This is a genomic window from Sedimenticola selenatireducens (genome assembly GCF_007625115.1).
Classification (GTDB): domain Bacteria; phylum Pseudomonadota; class Gammaproteobacteria; order Chromatiales; family Chromatiaceae; genus Sedimenticola; species Sedimenticola selenatireducens_A.
Genome location: NZ_VMNH01000023.1, coordinates 226,279 through 249,522, shown reverse-complemented (window position 1 = coordinate 249,522; position 23,244 = coordinate 226,279). Strand labels below are relative to the sequence as shown.

General features: G+C 51.1%; 23 protein-coding genes. 12 read left to right on the top strand and 11 right to left on the bottom strand.

All coding sequences use genetic code 11. From position 1 onward, the window contains the following. Window position 1 precedes the first annotated feature (1 nt). The 6 genes from bcrD (at window position 2) to FHP88_RS15930 (ending at window position 5,975) form a co-directional block, all read left to right on the top strand. The gene (gene bcrD / locus FHP88_RS15955) at window positions 2–847 is read left to right on the top strand and encodes a benzoyl-CoA reductase subunit D (protein ID WP_144360082.1); all 846 of its coding nucleotides are present in this window, start codon (window positions 2–4) and stop codon (window positions 845–847) included. Window positions 848–914: 67 nt separating this feature from the next. Then, a complete protein-coding gene (locus FHP88_RS15950; protein ID WP_144360081.1) occupies window positions 915–1,157 on the top strand; it encodes a YfhL family 4Fe-4S dicluster ferredoxin in 243 nt (80 codons plus the stop codon). 146 nt (window positions 1,158–1,303) lie between these two features. Next, entirely contained in the window at window positions 1,304–2,218 is a 915-nt protein-coding gene (locus tag FHP88_RS15945) for a GNAT family N-acetyltransferase (protein ID WP_144360080.1), read from the top strand. 10 nt (window positions 2,219–2,228) lie between these two features. Then, window positions 2,229–2,936 (top strand): 3-oxoacyl-ACP reductase FabG, encoded by a 708-nt coding sequence (gene fabG / locus FHP88_RS15940; protein WP_144360079.1) that lies wholly within the window; start codon window positions 2,229–2,231, stop codon window positions 2,934–2,936. A 171-nt stretch (window positions 2,937–3,107) separates the two neighbouring features. Further along, window positions 3,108–4,301: an acyl-CoA dehydrogenase gene (locus FHP88_RS15935; RefSeq protein WP_144360078.1), complete on the top strand. Its 1,194-nt coding sequence runs from the start codon at window positions 3,108–3,110 to the stop codon at window positions 4,299–4,301. Window positions 4,302–4,580: 279 nt separating this feature from the next. Next, the gene (locus tag FHP88_RS15930; RefSeq protein ID WP_186297759.1) at window positions 4,581–5,975 is read left to right on the top strand and encodes a cache domain-containing protein; all 1,395 of its coding nucleotides are present in this window, start codon (window positions 4,581–4,583) and stop codon (window positions 5,973–5,975) included. A gap of 167 nt (window positions 5,976–6,142) precedes the next feature. Here FHP88_RS15930 and FHP88_RS15925 read toward each other — a convergent pair whose 3' ends face one another. The 3 genes from FHP88_RS15925 to FHP88_RS15915 form a co-directional block, all read right to left on the bottom strand. Then, on the bottom strand, window positions 6,143–6,679 hold the full coding sequence (locus FHP88_RS15925) for a cytochrome b (protein WP_144360076.1): 537 nt from the start codon (window positions 6,677–6,679) through the stop codon (window positions 6,143–6,145). A 634-nt stretch (window positions 6,680–7,313) separates the two neighbouring features. After that, on the bottom strand, window positions 7,314–7,913 hold the full coding sequence (gene mobA / locus FHP88_RS15920) for a molybdenum cofactor guanylyltransferase MobA (RefSeq protein WP_144360075.1): 600 nt from the start codon (window positions 7,911–7,913) through the stop codon (window positions 7,314–7,316). After that, the gene (locus tag FHP88_RS15915) at window positions 7,910–8,779 is read right to left on the bottom strand and encodes a formate dehydrogenase accessory sulfurtransferase FdhD (RefSeq protein WP_144360074.1); all 870 of its coding nucleotides are present in this window, start codon (window positions 8,777–8,779) and stop codon (window positions 7,910–7,912) included. Before FHP88_RS15915 ends, mobA begins: the two co-directional genes overlap by 4 nt. A 247-nt stretch (window positions 8,780–9,026) precedes the next feature. On the opposite strand from FHP88_RS15915, the gene ggt reads away from it, so the two are divergent. The 3 genes from ggt to FHP88_RS15900 all read left to right on the top strand — a co-directional run bounded on the left by ggt (window position 9,027) and on the right by FHP88_RS15900 (window position 11,494). Beyond that, a complete protein-coding gene (gene ggt / locus FHP88_RS15910) occupies window positions 9,027–10,688 on the top strand; it encodes a gamma-glutamyltransferase (RefSeq protein ID WP_420493008.1) in 1,662 nt (553 codons plus the stop codon). Between the two features lie 84 nt (window positions 10,689–10,772). Further along, complete coding sequence (locus FHP88_RS15905; protein ID WP_144360072.1) at window positions 10,773–11,219, top strand: hypothetical protein; 447 nt, start codon at window positions 10,773–10,775, stop codon at window positions 11,217–11,219. 20 nt (window positions 11,220–11,239) lie between these two features. Next, window positions 11,240–11,494, top strand: coding sequence for a DUF1289 domain-containing protein (locus tag FHP88_RS15900; RefSeq protein ID WP_144360071.1), 255 nt, complete (start codon window positions 11,240–11,242; stop codon window positions 11,492–11,494). Between the two features lie 727 nt (window positions 11,495–12,221). Here FHP88_RS15900 and mutM read toward each other — a convergent pair. From mutM to FHP88_RS15870, 6 genes are all read right to left on the bottom strand, one after another. Beyond that, window positions 12,222–13,034 (bottom strand): bifunctional DNA-formamidopyrimidine glycosylase/DNA-(apurinic or apyrimidinic site) lyase, encoded by an 813-nt coding sequence (gene mutM / locus FHP88_RS15895; RefSeq protein WP_144360070.1) that lies wholly within the window; start codon window positions 13,032–13,034, stop codon window positions 12,222–12,224. 1 nt (window position 13,035) lies between these two features. Beyond that, on the bottom strand, window positions 13,036–13,875 hold the full coding sequence (locus FHP88_RS15890) for a DUF4340 domain-containing protein (protein ID WP_144360069.1): 840 nt from the start codon (window positions 13,873–13,875) through the stop codon (window positions 13,036–13,038). A gap of 11 nt (window positions 13,876–13,886) precedes the next feature. Further along, window positions 13,887–15,233, bottom strand: coding sequence for a GldG family protein (locus FHP88_RS15885; protein ID WP_144360068.1), 1,347 nt, complete (start codon window positions 15,231–15,233; stop codon window positions 13,887–13,889). Between the two features lie 4 nt (window positions 15,234–15,237). Continuing rightward, the gene (locus FHP88_RS15880; RefSeq protein WP_144360067.1) at window positions 15,238–15,975 is read right to left on the bottom strand and encodes an ABC transporter permease; all 738 of its coding nucleotides are present in this window, start codon (window positions 15,973–15,975) and stop codon (window positions 15,238–15,240) included. Next, window positions 15,972–16,886: an ABC transporter ATP-binding protein gene (locus FHP88_RS15875; RefSeq protein WP_144360066.1), complete on the bottom strand. Its 915-nt coding sequence runs from the start codon at window positions 16,884–16,886 to the stop codon at window positions 15,972–15,974. Before FHP88_RS15875 ends, FHP88_RS15880 begins: the two co-directional genes overlap by 4 nt. Before the next feature lie 601 nt (window positions 16,887–17,487). After that, window positions 17,488–20,430: an EAL domain-containing protein gene (locus FHP88_RS15870; protein ID WP_144360065.1), complete on the bottom strand. Its 2,943-nt coding sequence runs from the start codon at window positions 20,428–20,430 to the stop codon at window positions 17,488–17,490. Window positions 20,431–20,666: 236 nt separating this feature from the next. Here FHP88_RS15870 and FHP88_RS15865 point away from each other — a divergent pair, with 236 nt between their 5' ends. Genes FHP88_RS15865 through FHP88_RS15855 form a run of 3 tightly spaced genes read left to right on the top strand, consistent with a single transcriptional unit; the run spans window position 20,667 to window position 22,306 of the window. Continuing rightward, window positions 20,667–21,158, top strand: coding sequence for an FKBP-type peptidyl-prolyl cis-trans isomerase (locus tag FHP88_RS15865; RefSeq protein ID WP_144360064.1), 492 nt, complete (start codon window positions 20,667–20,669; stop codon window positions 21,156–21,158). Between the two features lie 29 nt (window positions 21,159–21,187). Further along, window positions 21,188–21,700 (top strand): GNAT family N-acetyltransferase, encoded by a 513-nt coding sequence (locus tag FHP88_RS15860; RefSeq protein WP_144360063.1) that lies wholly within the window; start codon window positions 21,188–21,190, stop codon window positions 21,698–21,700. A gap of 57 nt (window positions 21,701–21,757) precedes the next feature. Then, on the top strand, window positions 21,758–22,306 hold the full coding sequence (locus FHP88_RS15855; RefSeq protein ID WP_144360062.1) for a DUF924 family protein: 549 nt from the start codon (window positions 21,758–21,760) through the stop codon (window positions 22,304–22,306). Window positions 22,307–22,333: 27 nt separating this feature from the next. On the opposite strand, the gene FHP88_RS15850 is transcribed toward FHP88_RS15855, so the two are convergent. Together FHP88_RS15850 and FHP88_RS15845 are read right to left on the bottom strand one after the other, a co-directional pair. Continuing rightward, window positions 22,334–22,615 (bottom strand): pyrimidine/purine nucleoside phosphorylase, encoded by a 282-nt coding sequence (locus tag FHP88_RS15850; protein WP_144360061.1) that lies wholly within the window; start codon window positions 22,613–22,615, stop codon window positions 22,334–22,336. A gap of 67 nt (window positions 22,616–22,682) precedes the next feature. Then, window positions 22,683–23,183, bottom strand: a complete 501-nt coding sequence (locus FHP88_RS15845) for an Lrp/AsnC family transcriptional regulator (RefSeq protein ID WP_260843344.1) — start codon at window positions 23,181–23,183, stop codon at window positions 22,683–22,685. Window positions 23,184–23,244: the final 61 nt, after the last annotated feature.

Below are 23,244 nucleotides of genomic sequence, written 5' to 3'. Positions count from 1 at the left end.
CATGACTACTACTATAGGCATCGATGTCGGTACCGGTTGTATCAAGACCGTATTGTTCAAAGTCAATGGTGATCAGATTGAGTGGGTTGCCCGTCGAAATGACAAAATTCGTCAACGCGATCCAATGGAGCTGACAAGACGTGCCTTCGATGAAGTGATTGAAGAGGCTGGGTTGACGGAAGCGGATATCGACTATATTGCTACGACCGGTGAAGGAGAAAATATTCCTTTTTCAACGGGGCATTTCTATTCTATGACGACTCACAGTCGTGGTGCAATTTATCTAAATCCTGAATCACGTTCAGTATTAGATATGGGGGCATTGAATGGCCGTGCCGTTAAGATGGATGAGAAAGGCAAGGTGCTGACTTATCGTATGACGAGCCAGTGTGCCTCTGGCTCAGGACAGTTTCTGGAGAATATTTCACGCTACCTGGGTATTGCCCAGAATGAGATCGGTGAGCTTTCCAAGAAAGCGGATAATCCAGAAGATGTTTCCAGTATCTGCGCAGTATTGGCTGAGACGGATGTGATCAACATGGTTTCCCGTGGTATCTCTGCATCGAATATTCTTAAGGGCATTCATGACTCCATGGCCGGTCGTCTGGTGAAGCTTCTCCGCGTCATTAAAGCCAACGAAGGGGTTACTTTCCTGAGTGGCGGTTTGGCACTGGATGAAGGTTTGACCGCATCGATTAATGAAGCGATGGTTAAAATGAAAGTGCAGGGTAAGGCCGTGAGCCATCCAGACTCACCCTATGGTGGTGCCATTGGTGCAGCGATATGGGGCGCATACCGCTATGACAAATTGGCAGCACAGGGCAGTGATTTGGCCAAGGCCTCTTAACCCAGTTTACCTCTTATTATTGACGTCGGTAGACGACCTATTGAAGATTGAGTAAGGAGAAAATGTTATGGCCCTTATGATCAATGAAGACTGCACGGCTTGTGACGCATGCCCGACTGAGTGCCCGAATGAGGCTATCACCCAGGGTGAAGAGATTTATGTAATTGATCCGCTCAAGTGTACAGAGTGTGTGGGTGCAGAAGATGAGCCCCAATGTCAGCTGGTCTGTCCGCCAGACTGCATCGTACCCAATCCGGATTTCGAAGAGACTGAAGAGCAATTATTGGCGAAGTACGATTCGTTACATTGAGTTAACGATCAACGAGTAGCGGTTCACTTTGTTGCAGGGCTTTATGATAATGATGCCTTGCGGTGAATCCTTTCGCCTAGCGTGCTGACTAAATTGCGTGGTTGCGCATTAGTAAAGCCAAACAAATTACCCGGAGGTGGGTTGCGATGTCAGAAAAAAAATGCCAGATCCAGCAATTACAGGAAAGTGATATAGACCAGGTGATTGCGTTGGATAAGAATTTGGGTGGTAGTCCGCGCCCGGAGTTTTTTAATAAGCGATTGCAGGCGATGAGTCGTTCACCGGAAACTTACATCAGTTATGTCGCAAGTATAAAGGGACAGGTTTGCGGGTTCCTCTGTGCGCATGTTCTTAAAGGTGAGTTTGGTACACATCAGCCTGTCGCGGTTATTGATGCCTTGGGTGTGCAGCCCGGGGAGCAGGGTTCAGGTGTTGGAATGATGTTAATGAATGCACTGAAAGATGAGGCCAAAAAGCGGGGTTGTGGCACGCTGCAGACACAAGCAAACTGGCATCAGCAAGAACTGTTGGCCTATTTTTCCAATGCCGGCTTTGCTTTGGCCGCGCGTAACGTGTTAACTCGTGATACCAGTCCGCTGGCACTTGATGAAGATGATGATATTGGTCTTCGCCCAGTACGCTCACTGGCCGAATCAGACCTCAATTCCATTCGCCGAATTGATAAGCACATCACCAATGAAGACCGCAGTGACTATCTTCAGCAAAAAGTGTCAGAGGTGATCTCCGACTCAGGTATTCGTGTTTCAATGGTTGCAGAGCAGGATGGAATGGTTGCTGGCTTCATCATGGCACGCGTAGATTACGGCAGTTTTGGTCGCGCTGACTCTACCGCTGTAGTGGATACCTTGGGTGTAGGGCCAGAATACAAGGGCAGTGGTATCGGTTCTGCTCTGATGGCTCAACTCATGGACAATCTGGCCTCACTGCAAGTAGAAAATGTACGCACTGAGGTGGAGTGGGAAAATTTTGATCTGAACCGTTTCTTGGCCAGTTCAGGTTTCCGGCCCGCCCAGGAATTATCGCTCTCCTGCGCGCTTTGAGGTTGCATCTATGTGGGATTTTACAGGTCGAAAAGCAATCGTCACAGGGGGTGCCAGTGGTATTGGTCGTACCGTGGCCGAAATGCTCCAGCAGGCAGGCGCGGAAGTACATATTTTTGACTTGACCATTGGTGATGCGGACACGCTTCCAGGAATATTTCATCAAGTTAATATCGGTGACCCGGCGAGTGTGCAGGCAGCGGTAGATGAACTCGCGGACGACGTGACCTTGCTGGTGAATAACGCCGGTATTACACGCGACAAAAGCATTGCCAAGATGAGTGATGACGAGTGGAGTTCTGTTATCAATATCAATCTGGGTGGTGCCTTTTATCTGATCCGGGCATTGGCTCCGCGCATGCGAGAGCAGGGCTATGGACGTATTGTTAACATCACCTCGATCAATGGCATGCGGGGTAAGTTTGGCCAGGCTAATTACAGTGCGGCCAAGGCGGGAATGATTGGCCTCACCAAAACGGCCGCCCGTGAACTAGGCAGTAAGGGCGTGACCGTTAATGCCGTTGCACCGGGTATGGTGCTTACTGAGATGGCTAAGAAACTACCGGAAGAGTATCTGCAAAAGGCACTGGACGAGACAGTATTAAAAGAGTTGGCGACACCAGAAGATATTGCCAACGCCGTACTGTTCCTGTTATCCGATGCGGCGCGTATGATTACCGGTGAAATCATCAAGGTAGATAGCGGTCAGTATATTTAGCTCGGTAGGGTGGGCACGTTTTTATGCCCACGCGGAAGGTACGGCACGGGACAAAGTGGTGGGCACGGACGACGTGCCCACCCTACGCGATGGTCCTAATTACAATTGATAGAGACGCAGGGTGGATAAGCGCAGCGCATCCACCATTCTCAGATAACCGGAAGAGTGGCTATGAATTCAAAAACCCAGGCAAGAGCCCCATTCAAGTGGGAAGATCCACTGCTGCTTGATCAGCAGCTTACGGAAGAAGAGCGGATGGTGCGGGACACAGCGCAGAAATACTGTCAGGAACAGTTGATGCCTCGTGTGCTTGAAGCCAATCGCCATGAGCATTTTGATCGTGAGATCATGAACGAGATGGGTGAGTTGGGTTTGCTCGGATGTACTATTGATGGTTACGACTGTGCGGGTCTCAATTATGTCTCCTACGGGTTGATTGCCCGTGAAGTGGAGCGCGTTGATTCAGGTTATCGCTCTGCGATGAGTGTGCAGTCCAGCCTTGTGATGCATCCCATCTATGCCTATGGAACAGAAGAGCATCGGCAAAAATATCTACCAAAGCTGGCGACGGGTGAATTGGTCGGTTGTTTTGGTTTAACTGAACCCGATCATGGCTCGGATCCTGCCGGCATGAAGACGCGTGCCAGAACGGTGGAAGGTGGTTATTCGCTTTCTGGTTCAAAGATGTGGATCACCAACTCGCCGATTGCGGATGTCTTTGTTGTCTGGGCAAAGGATGACGAAGGGGTTATTCGCGGATTTATCCTGGAAAAGGGTATGAAGGGACTCTCCGCACCGAAGATTGAAGGCAAGTTCTCACTGCGTGCCTCTATTACGGGCGAGATCGTGATGGATGAGGTGTTTGTTCCTGCCGAAAATTTGTTGCCGAATGTGAAAGGACTGTCTGGCCCATTTGGCTGTCTCAATCGTGCGCGCTACGGCATTGCCTGGGGTGTACTGGGAGCTGCTGAAGATTGTTGGCATCGCGCACTCAACTACACACTCGATCGTAAGCAGTTTGGCCGGCCACTGGCAGCCAATCAGCTTATTCAATTGAAACTGGCCAATATGCAGACAGAAATAACCCTGGGGTTACAGGGCTGTCTGCAACTTGGACGATTGTTTGATCAAGGAAATGCCGCTCCAGAGGCAATCTCCATGATGAAGCGTAACAATGCAGGCAAGGCGTTGGATATTGCGCGCATTGCACGTGATATGCATGGTGGTAATGGTGTTTCCGATGAGTTCCATGTAATTCGCCATGCCATGAATCTGGAAGCGGTTAACACCTATGAAGGAACGCATGATGTGCATGCGTTGATCCTTGGTCGTGCCCAGACGGGTATTCAGGCGTTTGCGCCATAGTCTGCTTTAGAAAATCCCTCAGGTGTTATTTCGCCCTATGCATCGGGTGAAATAGCACCTTCATCGTATTCTCCTATTCTCTCTTTGGGTGCCTTTAAATGGCACCCTTTTTTTTTACCAAATGGTTACAAAAGAAACAAATAGTGGTTTTGTGCGAAATATCAGGCGTAAAACGTGATACAGATAACGAAAAATAGAGAAATAAACTGTAATCGAAAAAATGCGGCTTCTATGCTTAGGGTTGGGGATCTACTTGATAATAAATTAAAGGAGGAGAGAGTGAAAACCATTTCATTGAAATACCGCATGATGCTTCTGGCTATGTTGCCAACGCTGTTGGTGAGCATTGCCATATCGAGCTTTGCCATCTATGAAACCCGGAATTTCGGGGAGCTTAATAACGCGACATTCCGTGATCAAATGTTGACGCTGCGACGCAATGAATTGCATAGCTACACCAATTTGGCTGAGTCTGCCATCGATGCCCACTACAATAATTCTATTCAGGCGCCACAACAGGCCCAGGAAGAGGCCAAGGGAATCATTCGTAAGTTGAGTTATGGCCCCAGTGGTTATTTCTTCGTCAATGACTATAACGGGAATACACTGGTTCATGGTGCCAAGCCCGCCTTGGAAGGGCGTAATCTGTGGGATCTGAAAAGCAAAGATAATAAGTTCCTGATTCGTGATATTGATCAGGCGGCAAAGGATGGAACCGGTTTTACCGAATACATGTGGGATAAACCAGGATTCCCTGACCCAGTGGGTAAGGTCAGTTATGTCAAGACATTACCTAAGTGGGACTGGATTATTGGTACGGGTCTCTACACCGATGATATTGATGCAGTACACACCAAGTTGAATCAAGAGTTGGATAGTAATCTGAGCCAAAGTACTTTGGTTTTCCTCGGGCTGTCCGGTGGCTCACTGCTGTTTGCCGCGCTGTTGTTTGGTCGTCTGACGTTACGGGAAGGCGATAGCGCGGATCATAAACTGAAAGCACTCTCTGATCAGGTCAACCGGGCGCAAGAACATGAGCGACAAGCAATTGCGGCTGAGATTGAAGACAGTGTTGAAGAGCATCTGGTTGGTCTGAAAAATCGATTGCCTGATCTGATGGTGGATAAAGGCGTAAGTGATGAAGTCGTAAACTTACTAAACCATGAAATGGGTAAGGCCGTAAAAGCGATTCAGCAGATATCTCATACGCTCAACCCCAAGAGTCTTGAAGAGCACGGGTTATCCTATGGTTTGGATATATTGTGCAAGCAGTACAATGATCGGGGTAGAGTGCCGGTCAAACTTTATCAGCAAGGTTTGCTGACCCAGCGTCTACCTAAAGGCGTAGAGTGGGAACTGTATCGTGTGATACAGGATGTCATGCGCTTTGTAGAGCAGAGTGAAGGCGAGGGCAAGGTCGTTGTACGTACCACTTTCTCTGAAGAGTCTGTACAGATTTCACTGCTTGAAGATATGGTTGGGTTTGATCCAAAATCCAATAGTAAAGGTAGCTCTGATATGGCTGAGATGCTGCTGAATACCGTGATCTCCCGTGTAGAAGGGATTAGCGGAGAAGTGTCTGTGTTCGGTACCAAGGGAACCGGCACGCTGTTAAAGATCAAGGTCGATTTCAATGCGGAGTCGTTTGATGGTGTGCCTGCCTTGGCAACCTGATAAAACGCGTAGGGTGGGCACATTTTTTGTGCCCACGCTGTCGTTGTTATCTACACATTACACTGTTTTTCTTGCACCGATATCTAAACACCCTTGTTCAGCGTCTCGTTGAATGCAGTTTTATCCGCGTGGGCACAAACGAGGTGTCCACCCTACTTGGCTTTGAGTCAGGCATTCTGCCGACCGAACCACATTCGGCGGAACGGTGAATCCTTGATTACCACGGCATGATAGAACGCGGCCAGGATGTGCAACGCGACTAGTCCCAGCATGATCTTGGTGGAGATGCCATGAACATATCGAGGTATATAATCGAAGAAGCTTTCAGGAAGGACTCCCTGGCCGAAGAAGACTACCTCAGGCAGGCCGGAAAGCAAGGCCAGCCCCACCCCGCTGATTGCAATAACGAGTGCCATCATATTCAGCACGTAATGGGCGGCGGTTCCTGCTTTGGCCATAAGAGAACCGGAGTTGTCCAGCACTTCCGGTTGTGGTGACCGGGCTCTCCAGAAGATCCGCGCCAGTGTTAACACAAGCGCCAGACCACCCACAATCATATGTATTTTCAGATTGTTTATTTTGGTCGGGTCCGTATTGTCGATATGACTCAGGATGAAAGTACCAGTGACCAGCAGGAAGCTGATGGTTGCAGCTGTCAGCCAGTGAAGCGCCACTTGGGGATTGTTGTATTTGGAAAGGCTCATACTCTACCTGTCATGTGAGATTGAATGAATAATTGGTGATACCAATCGTTTGGCGGCAATATACATTACCCACAGAATATAATTAAATGCTAATTATCAATCGTGACATAGCCGGACATTTGCGCGACAAGCAACAGATGCTAACACTCCCAGTCTGATGGCCTGAGAAGTAGAAAATGTTGGGACTATTTTCGGTATATTCCCCAAGCAACCGCATGCCAAACACAAAGCAAGCAGTTCGTCCTGAGCCGCATAGGGTGATTTTTAGTGCCACACTGCCATGGATAATTTTTTACCAAATTATTATTCATCTGTGCTGATATCGTAACCCTCATGTTCATTTGTTTGATTTGATTACGTCCGCGTGGGCACAAATAACGTGCCCACCCTACCAGGACGAAGGTTTAGGGTGTGGCAGTCTGGCAGTTTGATTTGCAGAGGCGTTTGATGGGGCGCCTGCATTAGCTACCTAATAACACGCGTAGGGTGGGCACGTTATTAGTGCCCACGCTGTCGTTAGTATCTACACATTACACTGTTTTTCATGCGCTGATATCGTAACAGCCTTGTTCAATAGCTCGTTGAATGCAGTTTTATCCGCGTGGGCACAACCGACGTGCCCACCCTACCAGGCTTAGTCTTTGCCAGCGAGATAACGCTCCCGATCTTCGGGGGTGTTGATATTGAGAAAGGTATCGGGGGCGTCAGAGAAGTCGACGTTGACGGTGTTGTGTTTGGCATACCACCAATCGATCTTGCGTTCACCGGCTTGCAGGAAGGCTTCCAGGCTCGGTCGCAGGTGAGTGGCGATGAGGGCGTAGACCGGCTGCATGCGGTTACCGTCGTGGGCCACCGCGATGTCGGCATTGGCGGCTTGTTGTGCGTTGCGTAGGCGTTCGATCAAGTCGTCAGGCAGGCAGGGGCCGTCGCAGGGGAGCGTGGCAATAAAGTCGGTATCAACCTGCTGCATGACGGCAAGAAAGCCGGCCAGGGGGCCTTGGAAGTCGCTGAGCGTGTCACTGATTACCGGATGGCCGAAGCGGGCATATTGTTCCAGATTGCGGTTGGCGTTGATCACCACCTGGTCCACCTGAGGTTGAATGCGTTCCAGCACATGGGCGATCAGGGGCCGCCCGTCCAGATCAATCAGTCCCTTGTCCTGTCCGCCCATGCGTCTTGCCATGCCGCCTGCGAGAATCACGGCGGTGATTTTTGGGGTTCTGTTGTTGTTCATTTCGTCTTCGACTGTTTGATAGTGCGGGGTGGTTGATCGAACAGAAACTGTTCCGTCCCATGATAGAGTAAAAAATGTTCACCCTTGGCGCGTGCCACCAGCGTTACGCCCAGTTTTTGCGCCAGTTCGAGTCCCATTTGGGTAACGCCCGAACGAGAGAGCAGAATGGGTATACCCATCTGCGCCACCTTGATCACCATCTCAGAGGTAAGGCGACCCGTTGTATAGAAGATCTTATCACCGCCCGATGTGTGGCTCATCCACATGTGACCTGCGATGGTATCGACGGCGTTATGGCGACCAACCTCTTCAACGAAATGGAGGATCTCAGTCCCTTCACAGAGCGCGCAGCCATGCACTGCTCCGGCCTGCCGATAGATCTGGTTGTGTTGATCGAGTGACTTGAGCAACCCATAGATGAGTGATTGCCGCAACTGAACTTCGGGCAATTTGATCTTTTCCAGATCATCCATCAGGTCACCGAAAACGGTACCCTGGCCACAGCCGGTTGTGACGGTTTTCCGTTCCAGCTTTTTCTCGATGTCTGCGATCTCTTCGCGGGTTTGAATAGCGGCTGTGCTGGTTTCCCAGTCGACCTGGATGGCCTGGATCTGATCGACGTGTTGGATCAAGCGCTGATTACGTAACCAACCCAGCACCAGCATCTCCGGCTGGGAGCCCAAGGTCATCAAGGTAACCAGTTCGCGCTTATTCAGATAGATCGTCAGAGGACGCTCGGCAGCAATATGGCCTTCTCGTATTTGTCCATGCTCATCCAGTGACGAGACGGCAACCGTGGAGTCAAGCCCTGCATCTGTCATCACTAGGTTAACGGGCGGTAAGGGCTTTGTACTATCAGCAGTCATATTGCTTGGAATCCTATTGGTCAGATGTTTTACGGTAGCGATTATGCCATAGAACTTATTGGTGACGGAGAGAAGGGTGGTTGCCGCAGTAACGGATTTCCTATTTCTTCCTTGTTTGATTATAGCGGGTATACTTTGATGTTATTGCTCCCGATTGTCGTGCGGCATCACGGATGCACAGATGAAGAGGCTTGGAAAAAGACGCATGAATTACTCGAATTTTGTAAGGTTTATTGCAACGACTAAAATCTTGTTGCGGCTGATACCTTTACTGTTGGGCGTGTTCATTTATGTCCCCCAGCTTCAAGCGACTGATGGACAAGCCGGTATTGCCTCGGCCCATCCACTGGCTACCGAGGCAGGATTGGCGATATTAAATCAAGGCGGCAACGCCTTTGATGCGGCAGTGACCGTAGCGGCGGTACTGGCGGTAGTGGAGCCTTACAGTTCCGGTATGGGTGGCGGTGGCTTCTGGATGCTGCATCGGGCAAAGGATGGTCTTGAGGTGATGCTGGACGGGCGCGAGCGAGCGCCTTTGGCGGCTCATCGAGATCTCTACCTGGATCCACAGGGTGAAGTGATTCCAGGGTTATCGGTTAATGGTCCGCTCTCAGCAGGCATACCCGGTCAGCCGGCAGCACTGGCCCATCTTGCTTCTCTTTATGGAAGGTTAACACTGAGTCAAACATTGGCACCCGCGATCCATCTGGCCCGTGAAGGTTTTCCTGTGGATGAACATTATCGTCGCATGGCCTCTTGGCGGCTTGAGCAGCTACGGCGTTGGCCTGAGGGTCAGCAACAGTTTTTATACAACGGCGAGGTGCCAGAAGCCGGTTATCTGCTCAAACAACCTGAACTGGCGGAGACGCTTTCTCAGATGGCGGAAAAAGGTCACGATGGTTTCTATCGCGGTGTAGTGGCAGAGCGGTTGGTACAGGGTGTCAGAGCGGCTGGTGGAATCTGGAAGCTGGAGGATTTAGACACTTATCAGGTAATGGAACGCAAGCCGATACGGGGTGAGTATCGCGGTATCAAGATCGTCAGTGCAGCGCCACCCTCATCGGGCGGCATCGTGCTGATCAGCATGCTCAACCAGCTGGCCCGCTATGATTTGGGAACACTATCATCGACTCAACAGAAACACCTGATTGTAGAGACGATGCGTCGTGCCTACCGTGATCGTGCTGAGTATCTGGGTGATCCGGATTTCGTCTCAATACCTGTGAAGCAGTTGATTGATCCTGACTATGCGGCAGGACTGACACGAAGTATCCAGATGGATGCGGCGACGCCGAGTCGGCAGGCTCCTGCAGGAAATCCCACCGAGGGGCAAGATACTACGCACTACTCCATTATTGATGCGGAGGGGAATCGCGTTTCGGCCACCCTGAGTATCAACTATCCATTCGGCTCCTGTTTTGTTGTGCCCGGTACGGGGATATTGCTCAATGACGAGATGGATGATTTTTCGGCTCGTCCGGGCACGCCCAATGTATACGGTCTAGTGGGTGGAGAGGCGAATGCCATTGAGCCGGGTAAACGCATGTTATCCAGCATGACACCTACCTTTGTAGAGACAGAGCAAGGTGTAGCGGTATTAGGCACACCGGGTGGGAGCCGGATTATCACCATGTTGCTGCACGGGATTTTAGCATTGGCAGAAGGTGAAGGACCTGAAGAGTGGGTGAGGCGTCCACGCTATCACCATCAATATCTGCCGGATGTGATTCAGTATGAATCGGATGCATTGACGGAAGATGAACAACAAGCATTGATACACCTGGGTCATCAACTGAAGCGTCTCGATTCCAACTACGGCAATATGCAGGCGCTGATGTGGAATCGGGAGAGTGGGGCGGTGACCGGTGCCAGCGATCCTCGGGGCCTGGGTAAGGCGATGATCCAATAGGGTGTCGCCTTGACAATTTTTTGATGGTCCCTATCCTGTGGCCAACGTATTCATCTTTTAACCACCAGCCAGATGGAATTTATTTTGAGAGCACTGGTTATACTCTGTATTTTGGGCCTGCTATCTCCTGGCTTGGCGGTCTCTGGCAAGTATCGACAGGCGGCTTATCTTACCAATATCTACTTTTCGAATAAGCTGCAGCAGGAGAATGGTTTTGTTCAGCCAGATAAAGTGTTCAATAAACTTAAGGCGGGTGATCCGGATGTCGGTGCTTATGTGGTGTTGAATCTTGTGGTGGAGAAGGGTGAGCATCGGGTTGAAGTGGATATTCTGGATCGGGATGGTACCCTGTTCGATAAGTTGGAGTTTGAGCCAGTATTGGCGAATCAGGATGACTGGACTTACACGGCCACGGGACAATTCGGTGGCAATCTCCCGGATGGCGGGATCTTTTTCAAGATCTATGACAGTCATGAGGGCGGGGCAAAAGAGGTGATCGGTACATTTCGACTGATGACCGCACAATGGTAGTAAAGGTGAGGAGATAAGTTATGCAATTCAGTCCTTGTAAAGGCGGCGACTTCTGTAGTCAGGAAGGTACTCATTGTTCGGGTTGCGGTCGCAGCCACGAGGAGATTGGCAAAACCCGCGATCTGGTTTTTGCAGTGACTCAGTTTGCTATGCAGATGGGTTATGAAAACGTTGAGGAGTTCACGAAGTTTGTCGGTGAGAAGGCTGCAAAGAATGTAAGGAAGCAGCAGCAGATGAGTCAGATGGGTGGTATTGGTATTCCGATTGGCAAGTGATGGCGCATTTCTGAATGAGTTGATTAGCAGCGGCCTTGAGCCGCTGTTTTTATGTATCGCTACGCGATCTTAATTTAAATGGGGGGCCCGGGCCCCCTTCGTTAATATTGCTATCAATTTTATTCGTTCGCACGGCCTGACGGCCTTTAGCGAGGTACTTTTGTGACCAAAAGTACCCAAAAGTCTCTCCCCCCCAGCCTGCCCTTCGGGTCCTCTGCGCTTCTCGGCGTGAGCGGCGCGCTCATAAACTCGCCGCTAAAGCGGCTCAGACAAATGAGCGCTCTGTTCCGCTCACCCCTGCGATGCTCGACAGGCCGGAAGGGGATAAGGACGAGGATAGAATCCTGGCCGGTGCATTATAAAAAAAGAACAGCACGAGGTAGCCCACCGTTTTGCGACCTCCACACCACCGAGTATCGCAGCCGGGTACGGTTTAAGGCGCGTATTTGTTTGAGCGTAGCGAGTTATACGCGCCCCGTGCCTGGCGAGAAACGCAGGGAACCCCGAAGGGGTGGGGTGGTGGAGCGAGGGTTTTGGTTACTTTTACCCGTAAAAGTAACCCGGCGAAGGGGGCCGGGACCCCCATTAAAAATGGTCGCGTAGCGACACAAATTCACATTATGAAAGCCTGTTAGGTTGATGAAATAAAGCTTGATTAGAAAATGAGCAAAGGGGGGTAGCCCCCCATCGGCATGACGCTGCCTAACAGCACATAATCTGAAATCAGTTACTTCTGACACTGTCCGCAATAAAAGCTCGACCGCTGCCCAATCCTTTTCTGCTTCAACGGTTCACCGCACCCAGGACAGGGTTCACCGGCCTTGCCATAGACCAGTAGCTCTTGCGCAAAATAACCGGGTTTGCCATCTTCCCTTTGAAAATCCCGCAATGTGGTACCGCCTCTTTTGATGGCGGCCGCCAAGACTAATTTGATTTCATCGGCGAGGCGGGTATAGCGGGCGAGTGAAATACGATTGGCTGCGCGTGTCGGAAGAATGCCCACGCGAAACAGGGCCTCATTCGCATAGATGTTGCCAACGCCCACAACGACCCGGCCATCCATGATCAGGTTCTTCACGGCGACACGTCGGCCTTGTGCCTGCTGATACAGATAGTCGCCGGTAAAATCTTCTAACAAGGGTTCCGGCCCCAGATGCCTGATCAGGCTGTGTTCCGCGATCGGTTGTTCTGTCCAGAGTATGGCGCCAAACCGTCTTGGGTCATGGAATCGCAGGCAGTGATTTTTAAACAGCAGGTCGAAGTGGTCGTGTTTTCCGGGCTCGGTTGAGCGAGGCAATATGCGCAGGCTACCCGACATGCCCAGATGCATGATCAGGCAGCCGTGGGTCAGATTGATCAGCAGATACTTGGCGCGTCGCTCGACCGATTTAATCTTTCGCCCTTTCAGTTTTTCTTCAAGATCACTCGGGATAGGCCAGCGCAATCGGGGCTGGCGAATGATCACGCCGGTGATTTGCTGGCCCTCAATGTGACTGGCGATACCACGGCGGGTGGTTTCTACCTCGGGTAACTCGGGCATATTAGTCAGTAGCGCCGGGCGGCTTCAATAAACTGTCGGATGTGAGTCGATAGGCGAGCCCCAATTCTTTCCGCACCAGCAAGAGCTGTTTTTTCTGACGGACTACACCCAGCGTGATGGGTTGCGTTATGCCTTCGATCTGGAGCGTGACCGCTTCGGTGAATGTCTCCTTGGGTGCTTTACTGACCTTGGAGACCCAGGTGTGTAACCAGGCGTCGACCTTCTCTTGTAGCTGAGCCTGGGTGATGCCGACATTTGTGGGTGTTGCTTCCCAACGGCCATTGGTCTTGATGAGCCGCCAGTCGGGAGTGTTGATTTCACTTAGCTGAGTGTTTTCTGGGAGCAAAGCGTGGCTAATAAAATCTTCGGCCTGGGCCAGTACATGATGGGGAAACAGGTCATTGATCAGGAAGAGCCGGTCGTTGATACGCACATAACGACGATAGTTATAGGGGTGTGTGCCCCCAAAGGTAATCTGGGTGTCGTTGAACATTACTGTGGCCAGCGGACTATCCAGTCCAAATTCAACTAATCGGTCAGTGGGTAAGGGTAGCGCTTCCACCTGTGGTGTTGAAAGCAGATCCATCAGGATATCAATGCGTGGGCCGTTTGCCTGTACAGGATAAGGTTCAGTCATCTGCCAGCCTCCAGATTGTCGCTGCATGACAAAGCGTGGGCCATTGTTATTCTTAATTTCAATCTGTTGAATATCGTCCGGATTCAGATTAGTCAAAGGTGCTTGGGTGGGTTGTGTTGTCTCTTCAGGGCTTAGCCAGACAAAAAGCCCAAGCATCAGGACGATCAATAGCAAGAATAGATTGATAAGGCTTTGTCTCTGCATGTCGTTAATACCTATGCCCTGCGCCTACGCCACCAGATCGCCACCCCAGAGCTGATGAACAGGGCAGGAAGAATAAACAAGAAGCCTAGCCCAATTGCCGCGCCTGTTGTTGGGCTGAGATTGAGCTCAATATCAGATGCCGTTTTCACCGGGATGTCCAGTAGGTTGTCATCCTCTACCAGCCAGCGAATCAAGTTCAATCCAAGGTTCATGTTTCCACCATTGCCCAGATAGCTGTTGGAGAGAAAATCGCCATCACCCATAACCAGCACCCTCTGGTTTTGTTGATTGATGGTGCGACTAAAGGCGATACCGATAGTCAAAGGCCCAGCCTCTTCTCCTGCATCCACATCGCGCTTCAGTTCTCCTGATAACGGACTGGTTTCATTCCAGCTGTTGGATTGGGTCTGAAGCAGGGGGGTTGTCTGCCAGGTGCCCGATGCCGAGCTCTTTAATGCTGCAGCAAAGGGATAGAGTGTGACTTGATCAAGCTGGGCCGTTGCGGGGTGATCATGGAAACGAGTTACCAATGCGATGGCGGGATTATCCAATCCCAATTTGGATGCATTGGCATCGACCACTGTGCCGGGCAAAATCTCAAGGCCTGTTTCTGAAAATAGTGAGGGTATATTGTGTTGCTCACCCGGATCAGTCAGCCACAGCAGATTCCCTCCCTGCTCCAGATACTGTTGAATCAGTTGCAGTTCACCCGGCAAATAGGCGATGTGTGGTCCGGCAATAATCAGTAGCGAGGTGTTTCTGGGAATGGCCAGTTGCCGGGTCATGTCCAGCGTCTGTAGGTGAAACCCTTTGCGTACCAGTTCGGCGCCAAAACTGCCCAGGTCGTGGTTGGCCTGTCCCGTCAGTTTTCGTTCGCCGTGTCCCTCAATGCTGACAATCCAACGCTCACCCTGCTGTATCAGTCGCTGGATGGTGTTGCTAATGCTCTGCTCATTGAGGATGCCTAGATTCTCCGTTCTGCCCTGATAGTTGAACTGCAGTTCACCCGCTATGCGAATACCGGATTCACGAGTAAGTTGCGGTTGGCTGATCGGATCGATGAACGTCAGTTGGATTTCGGCGTTGATGCGTTGATAAGGCGCTATCACGGCTTTTATACGCGCCCTCAGTTCTGGATTGGGTGGTGCGAAGGAGTGTATTACCAAGGGCGATTGAAGACGGCCTATCAGTTGCTGGCTGGCGCTTGAGAGGCTGTTTCTGGATTGATTGCTCCAATCGAAGATGGCTTCATAACGATGGGTCAACCAACCGGCCAGTCCAACAGCCGTTGCAAGCAGTAGATAGAAGATTGTGCCCTGTATACGTTGGCGCAGCTTTATCTGTTCCAGGTTCTTCATGAATTCAGCCCCTGCCACGGCGCTGTTCCAACTGATGAATCGTCATCAGTAGACAGGCGACTATGATCAACAGGAAGTAGCTAGTATCACCTGTACTTACTGTGCCGTTTAAAAACGGGCGATAGTGGCTGGCAAGGGAGAGCCAATCAAACAATCCGCTGTTATTTGCAAGGTTGATGATCCATAAAAATAGCAGCACACCATAGGTGCTGACCGCTGCGACAGCCGGTTGCTCGGTCAGGCTCGAGAGGTATAAGCCGATGGCCCCATAACTGGCTAGCAGCAAAGCCAGGCCAAGTAGGGATGCGGCCAATCGGCCACTGTCGATTGATGCACCGAAAAGCAGTGACAAGGGCATCAGTGCGGTAACTAGCAACACGAAAAACAGCATGCCAATCAGGGCGAGATATTTGCCAAGGACGATTTGCTGGGTAGAAAGCGGGGAAGAGAGCAGCAGTTGTATCGTGCCGGTACGAAACTCTTCACTGAGCAGTCGCATGCTGAGCAACGGTGTGATGAGCAGCAACACCATGGCGCTGGAGTCAAACAGCGGTGAAATGATCAGGTCAGTGACACCCAGCTCCGATGCTCGGGCAACCAGATTGGGTTGTATCTTCAAATAAGATTCGATCTGTACCAGAAACAGCCAGGCGAGAATGATCGTCACCACACCCAGAAGGCTCCAGGCCATGGGTGACAGGAACAGCGACTTCAATTCTCGGGCTGACAGATTGCGTATCATGGGTTGGTCTCTCCCAATGTCAACTGGCTGAAGATCTGCTCCAGGTTGCCCTGATCAGGACGCAGCTCATACAGTTTGTCACCATGCGCCACGATGGCTTGGGCTATATCGGCGGCAGAGGTTGATCCGGAGAGTGTGAGCCTGAATCTCTGCTGATCAATCGGCTCAACATGGGATACACCGGGGAGCTGTGCCAGATAGTCCCACTTGCTCTCTTGGCCAAGGGTGATTAACAGTGCGCTGTCCTTAACGGTTGTTACCGGGCCGGTGTAAACCAGCCTACCCTGGTGGAGTATCAATACACGATCACAGATTGCTCGAACCTCGGACATGATATGGGTGGAGATTAGGATGCCGCACTCTTGTGACAGGGTCTTGATCAGATCGCGGATCTCTTGGATCTGATTGGGGTCCAGTCCACTGGTCGGTTCATCCAGTACAATCACACGCGGGTTATGGATGATTGCCTGTGCTATACCCACCCGCTGTTTGTAACCTTTCGAGAGGTTGGCAATGACTCTTGATCCAACCTGCGCCAATCCACAGCGTTGTTTGGTTTTTTCCACCGACAGGGCTACTTGAGATCGGGCGATTTTACGAAGGCGGGCACAGAAGGTGAGGTACTCATCTACCCGCATATCAGGATAGAGCGGGGGTGTTTCAGGGAGATACCCGATATGGCCTTTGGCCGTGATGGGATCGCTTTGCAGATCAGCCCCATTGATAATCACCTGACCGCTGGTTGGAGACAGTGTCCCACAGATGATCTGCATGGCCGTGGATTTTCCTGCGCCGTTTGGGCCAAGAAATCCCAACACCTCACCCGGCTGTAATTCGAAACTGACATCGTCCAGGGCGCAGAGATCGCCGTAGCGGCGAGTGATGTTGCTGATGTGGATAAGTGCTGCCATTGGGGCAGCAAGTTACAGGAGATTGGGTCGTAAGATCAAGGTGCTGCAACCCAAAATGCAGGCAGGATAACTGAATACGTCAAGAGGGTGGGCGGTTTGCGCTCCTACCCCATACCTCTTGTGGCCACCTGTCGTAGCCATGAAGCAGTTGCGCTTCTGCCATAGGTTCGATCAGCTCACGAACCCTAGGGTGGGCCGTGCCCGCCGACGGCGCCCATGGGGCGCCCTATGACGAATTGCCGGGGTATCGAAACAGTGTGCAAACCAACAGTTAGCGCGCCTAGTCCCGCAAAAAAATGGCCCGCGTCGTCGATGACTATCTGCATAGTGTTAACAGGTTCTAGGATAGACGCGCCTCAATTTTCTCCTCCTGGCAGACACAGTGGGCTGTCCAGCGGTTGAAGGTAGTATTAGAGGGCGGCTTAACCCCAATGTAGTCGGCGGAAAGGGCAATGAATTCGGCGATTTGTCGTCGTCTTAAAGAGGTACAATTCTGATTGTGCATCGTCTTTTTTCTCGGCATTGGCTTGATCTGCTTAATAACATACTAAATTAGTTGGTTATTATCAAGCACAGAGATTGCAGTGGTATTTCGATTGGGTTAAGGTTTTTTGGAAGGTTTGGCTAGGTGCAAGGGCGGGCGATATTTTGACAGTAGCCGTGCAAACTGATTGGCAGGTACGGGGCGGCTGATGAGATAGCCTTGGATCTCGTTACAACCGCATTTCTTGAGGAATTCCATCTGTTCTTCGGTTTCCACGCCCTCCGCAATCACCTCAAGCTTCAGACTCTTGGCCATAGCACCAATCGTCATGGCAATGGCCGCATCATCAGGCGACTCGATGATATTGCGAATAAAGGCGCGGTCAATCTTCAGCTTATCGAACGGGAAACGCTGGAGATAGGAGAGAGAAGAGTGGCCTGTACCAAAGTCATCCAGTGCCAGTCGAATGCCAAGTTGCTTCAACTCACGGAGTGATACGATCATCCGCTCGGGGTCTTCCATCATCACACTCTCGGTGATCTCTATCTCAAGACAGGCCGGTTTGATGCCGGTTTTATTGAGTATTTGTTTGATGAAAAGCGTCATGTTCTGACCTTCCAACTGACGGACAGAGACATTAACGGCTACGACCAGATTAGAAAAGCCCATCTCCTGGAATTGTTTGAGCTGGTTGCAGGCTTGGTTCAATACCCACTCGCCTATGGGTAGGATGAGGCCGGTCTCCTCCGCCAGGTGGATAAATTGATCCGGTGGAACCATGCCGTGCTTTGGGTGGTGCCAGCGTAACAGTGCTTCCATTCCGGTAATGGTATGGCTTGCCAAATTGAGTTGTGGCTGATAGTAGAGTTCCAGCTCGCCGTGGTCGATCGCTTCTCGCAGATCACTCTCCATGTTCATGCGATGCTGGACCTGGTTATTCAGTTCTTCGGTGAAAAATTGCAGCTTTTCACCACTGCGTGTTTTGGCCTGATACATGGCGGCGTCTGCATTGCTTAAAAGATTATCGAGTTTCTCTCCGTCGTTCGGCCAGATTGCCACGCCCACAGAGCAACTGACATGCAGTATGCGTTCATCGATCTCAAGCGGTGTGCTGATGGTGAAATTGATGCGTCGGGCTATTTCGGTCACCGCATTAATTGATTCAATATCAGGTAGCAGTACTACAAACTCATCACCCCCGTAACGGGCTATGGTATCCCCCGTGCGGGCCATACGCAGCAGACGACTGCCGATCTCTACCAGTACCCGGTCCCCGGTTTCATGCCCCAGGCTGTCGTTGATCAGTTTAAAGCGGTTGAGATCCAGCATCAGCAAGGCAATTTTCTTTGCGTGCCGCTTGGACTGGCTGGTGAGTTGGTTAAATCGGTCAGAAAGCAGGGTGCGGTTAGGCAGCCCGGTCAGGTCGTCGTGATAGGCGAGGTAGTTAAGCCGTTCCTCCATGGCCTTGCGTTGGGTAATGTCATGCTGCATACCGATGAAGTGGGTGATTGTTCCCAGCCTGTCTCTCACGGGTGAGATGCTGACCAGCTCCCAAAACAGTTCGCCGTTTTTCTTTTTATTGAGCAGTTCACCCTCCCAAATATCCCCTGCCTTAATGGTTTGCCACAACTCATCATAGACGCTCATCGGGGTTTGGCCTGACCGTACTTGGTTGTATTTATGGCCAATAATCTCTTCCTGACGGAAGCCTGTGGTCAGTTCAAAGCGATGATTGACGTATTCCGTGACGCCTTCAGCATCGGTGATGACCAATGAGCTGACGCTCTGCTCAATCGCCTGATGCAACTTGCGTAGCTCCTGTTCTACCAATTCGCGGTTTTCACGATCTTCCAGCAAGCTTTGACGCATTTGCTCAAAACTCTTTCCCAGCCTGCCAAATTCATCTTGCGCATCGACGGATACGCGTTGTTTGAGATCACCCTTCTCGATGGTTTTGGCGGCTTTGTCCAGCACTCTAAGTGGGATGAGAATACGGCGATAGGTGATCAGATATGCCAGTGCAAACAACACCAATACCAGTAGTACCGTAGCGACTAATGCTACTACCGTGTTATTGGCGCTTTGCTGTATGGCGGCAGTATCGGAACGAATGTGTTGATTAAAGGCCTCGGAGAGTTCTGTGATGGTATCCACCGCCCGTGATGCCTCGGAAAACCAGACCAGCTCAGAGACAGGGTAAGGATCCCGCTTCGCAGAGGCGGTTAGAACTTTGGTGCGGATTTCTTCAAAATCGCCGAGATAGATCCTTTTAAATCGTTCAAGGGCATTCTTGAGACTCTCTGTCTTGGGGTATTGCTCCGCAAGTACCATGATCTGCTTTTCGCCGTTATGCAGGGCCTCCTGATAGTCTACTAACTCGGTGAGCTGATCGTCGGACAATACATCTTTCAGGGCGATGGCTCTTCCGATCAGCGCGCGTTCTCGACCTGCGGCCTCTGTCATCCTAAAAAAGAGTGATCGAAGCTGCTGGCCTTGGGCCACCACGTAACCGGCATCCTGGGATCGGCTTATGATTCTCCGCTGCAGGCGGGCAATGTCATCGATGATACCGCTGATGAGGCCGAACCATTGCAGGGAAGTATCCCTGTCTTGGTTGCCCATAAAGAGGGCGTCGATGGAGCCTCGCAGGCGGGAGAGCTGCTGAAAATGCCCTAGCAGGGTGTCGTAGGCGGTATGCAGAGGCTCACTACTGTTTGGGTTGTAATGGCTCTTTAACGGTCGTAAGAATGCCTGGAACCTGCCATCCACACGCTGGCGTTGTTCTGTGATGCGAATCAACCCGTCCGGATTGGGTAGCTCATCAGATGCCAGTAGCGTGGAGGTAAGGCCACGCTCAATGGCCAATTCGTTGGTCAAGAAGAGGGATTGGTCTGCCAGTTGGCTATTGAGTGTCAGTCTGCTGGCGGTGCGGTGCTGTTCGAGCACGGTGAGCCCGTTCCAAATCAGGGCTGAGATGGCCACCAAACTCAAAAGCCCCAGCACCATCAGCAGGAGCCGGCGTATCTTGATATGACAGATTAAGTTCTGAAACCAGCTCAAATTATCGCCTGTCTTGTTGTAGGGTTGCACGCATCTAAAAAGTTAGTTTGGAAATCTTGCGTTCTGCCAGTTTTGTATGGTGTCATGGGCCGTGTATATTCAAGCATTAAGTGCTTTATGTAATAGTATAGGCGACCATAACTGCTGATTCTTTAATAAGAATTTAACAGATCTCTACTTACTGCAAGGTTATCCTGTTAGCCTGCGTTTCCCTAATGATTTAACTGAGAAAGTTCATGCAAATAACCGATTTTAAGGCCGTTATCCTTGACTATGTGACCCGTGATCAGAGTGGTGAAATCATCGATAGCTCGGACAATGATGGCTATCTGACCTATATTCACGGAACCGAGAGTTTGATCCCTGCCCTTGAGGCCGCATTGGCCGGTCACCAACAAGGGGAGAAGCTCTCTATAAATATCAGCTGTGATGATGCCTACGGGGAGCGGGATGAAAGTCTGGTGGAGTCTGTTCCACTGGAGAATTTCCCCGGGGTTGAGCAGATTGAGGTCGGTATGCAGTTCCAGACTGAGATGGAAGAGGGCGTTCCCTTTTTGGTAACGGTGGTGGATGTAGACGACCAGGCGGTCACCGTGGATGGCAATCATCCGCTGGCTGGGAAAGAGCTGCGTTTTGAGCTGGAGATCCTGGAGGTGAGGGATGCCAGTTCTGATGAGATCGAACACGGACATGTGCACCATGACGGCGCGCCCTGTCAGACGCACTGAGCGCGGCCGGCCTGGAAGACGGTTAGTTAATGCGTTTCATAATACCAGAACAGATTGAGACTGAGCGGTTAATACTGCGCACCTTTCAGGCGTCTGATTGGCAGGATCTGCATGCCTACTATTCAGATCCTGTCTGTATCCAGTACACCGTTGGTAAGCCCCTCACCGAAGGGGGGACCTGGCGCATCTTGGCGAGCATGATCGGTCATTGGCAAATGCGCGGATATGGCCCCTATGCCGTGGTGGAGCGTACCTCTGGTCGGGTTGTGGGTCCCGTTGGACTCTGGTATCCGGTTGACTGGCCAGAGCCCGAGATCAAATGGGCTTTGGCGCAGGATTATTGGGGGCGTGGCTACGCCTGCGAGGCTGCCATGGCGGTCAATAAGATGGCTATCGAGACGCTGCCTGAACTGCATCTGATCAGTTTCATTAATGGCGAAAACCTCCCCTCTATCGCCTTGGCGAAACGGGTGGGTGCCAGGTTTGAGAAGACGCTGCCGTTTCGCAAGGGTGAATGGCATGTCTACCGGCATCAAAGGTAGTACTTGTTGAGCTTGTTTCTGAATGAAATTGGTTGAATATAAGTATGGAGATGAACTATGGCTGTAGAACCGAGTGAGCTTCTCACGTTCTGGTTTAGTGAACCGGTCTGCAGTCACTGGTTCTCATCGACGCCTGAACTGGACCAGGAGATCGGTGACCGTTATGCGTCACTTTGGGGGCTGGCCAGTGACGGTCATCTGGATCATTGGATGACTTCCGCTGAGGGTTGCCTTGCCTTGGTGATCCTGCTTGATCAGTTTCCGCTGAATATGTTTCGTGGACAGCCCGAGAGTTTCCAGACCGAGGCACAGGCGCGGTCTGTGGCTGGATTTGCTATTAAGCGGGGCTTTGATGCCTTGTTGGAGCCGGCTCAGCGTGCCTTCCTCTACATGCCCTTCATGCACAGTGAATCACTGGAAGATCAGGATCGCTCGGTAGCGCTTTACGAGCAGGAGGGACTTGAAAATAACCTGACCTTCGCTAGGCATCATCGGGAGATTGTCCGTCAGTTTGGCCGTTTTCCTCACCGCAATGCCATTTTGGGGCGTCCGAGTAATTCGGAAGAGTTACAGTATCTGGTTTCAGAAGGGGCCTTTACCGGGTGATAAAGGCCTGATTCTGCTGGCTTGGCGCTATTCGTAGGTGCAGAGATAGGCCGTTTCTACGGCGACCTTGAGTTGAAATTTCTCACCGGCCTCAACGATGAATTGATCACCTTGTTGATAATCCTGCCATGCCGATTCTCCCGGCAGCTTGACTGTCAAGCAACCGCTGACCACGGTCATGGTCTCTTTTTGACGGGTGCCAAATTCATATTCGCCAACCGCCATCACACCAACAGTAGCCGGCAGGGTGGCCGTTTGGAACGCGATTGAGGTAACTTTTCCATCAAAGTACTGATTGGTTTTGAACATTGCTCGATTCCGCCCTAGGCTATTAAAAGCGCAGTAGAAAACCTTATTCAGCGGCATTCGTCAATCATTATTGTGCCTCCCTTCTCGCTTGTTCGAGTAGGTCGGCTGGCAGGGACGGTAGGCACTCGATCTCTTCCACCACCACAGAAGTCTTGATACTGCCCACGCCTGGGACGGACATCAGTCGGTGCATCAAAAACTCCGACATCGCCTTCAGACTGGGGAGGCGTGCCTTGATCAGATAGTCCGTTTCACCGGTTAAAGAGAAGCACTCGATGACCTCAGGGACGCCTCGAATCGACTCACTAAAGCGCAGGGCCGGATTGGATCCATGGGCATCCAGTGAGACATTCACAAAGATGGTGATCTCCTGGCCCAGGGCCTGTGGGTCAAGTTGTACAGTATAGCCACGAATAATCTGGAGGGACTCCAGTCGCTTCACCCGGCGATGGCACTGGGAGGGCGACAGGAATGCGACCTCTGCCAGTTCATGATTGGATGCCTTGGCGTTTTTCAACAGATGGGCGAGGATTCGAATATCCGCAGTGTCTAGTCGCTTGTCATGCATAACTTTCACGATTAACTCTATTAAAGCGCAATAAAATTGTAATTAATGGGGTTAATTATAG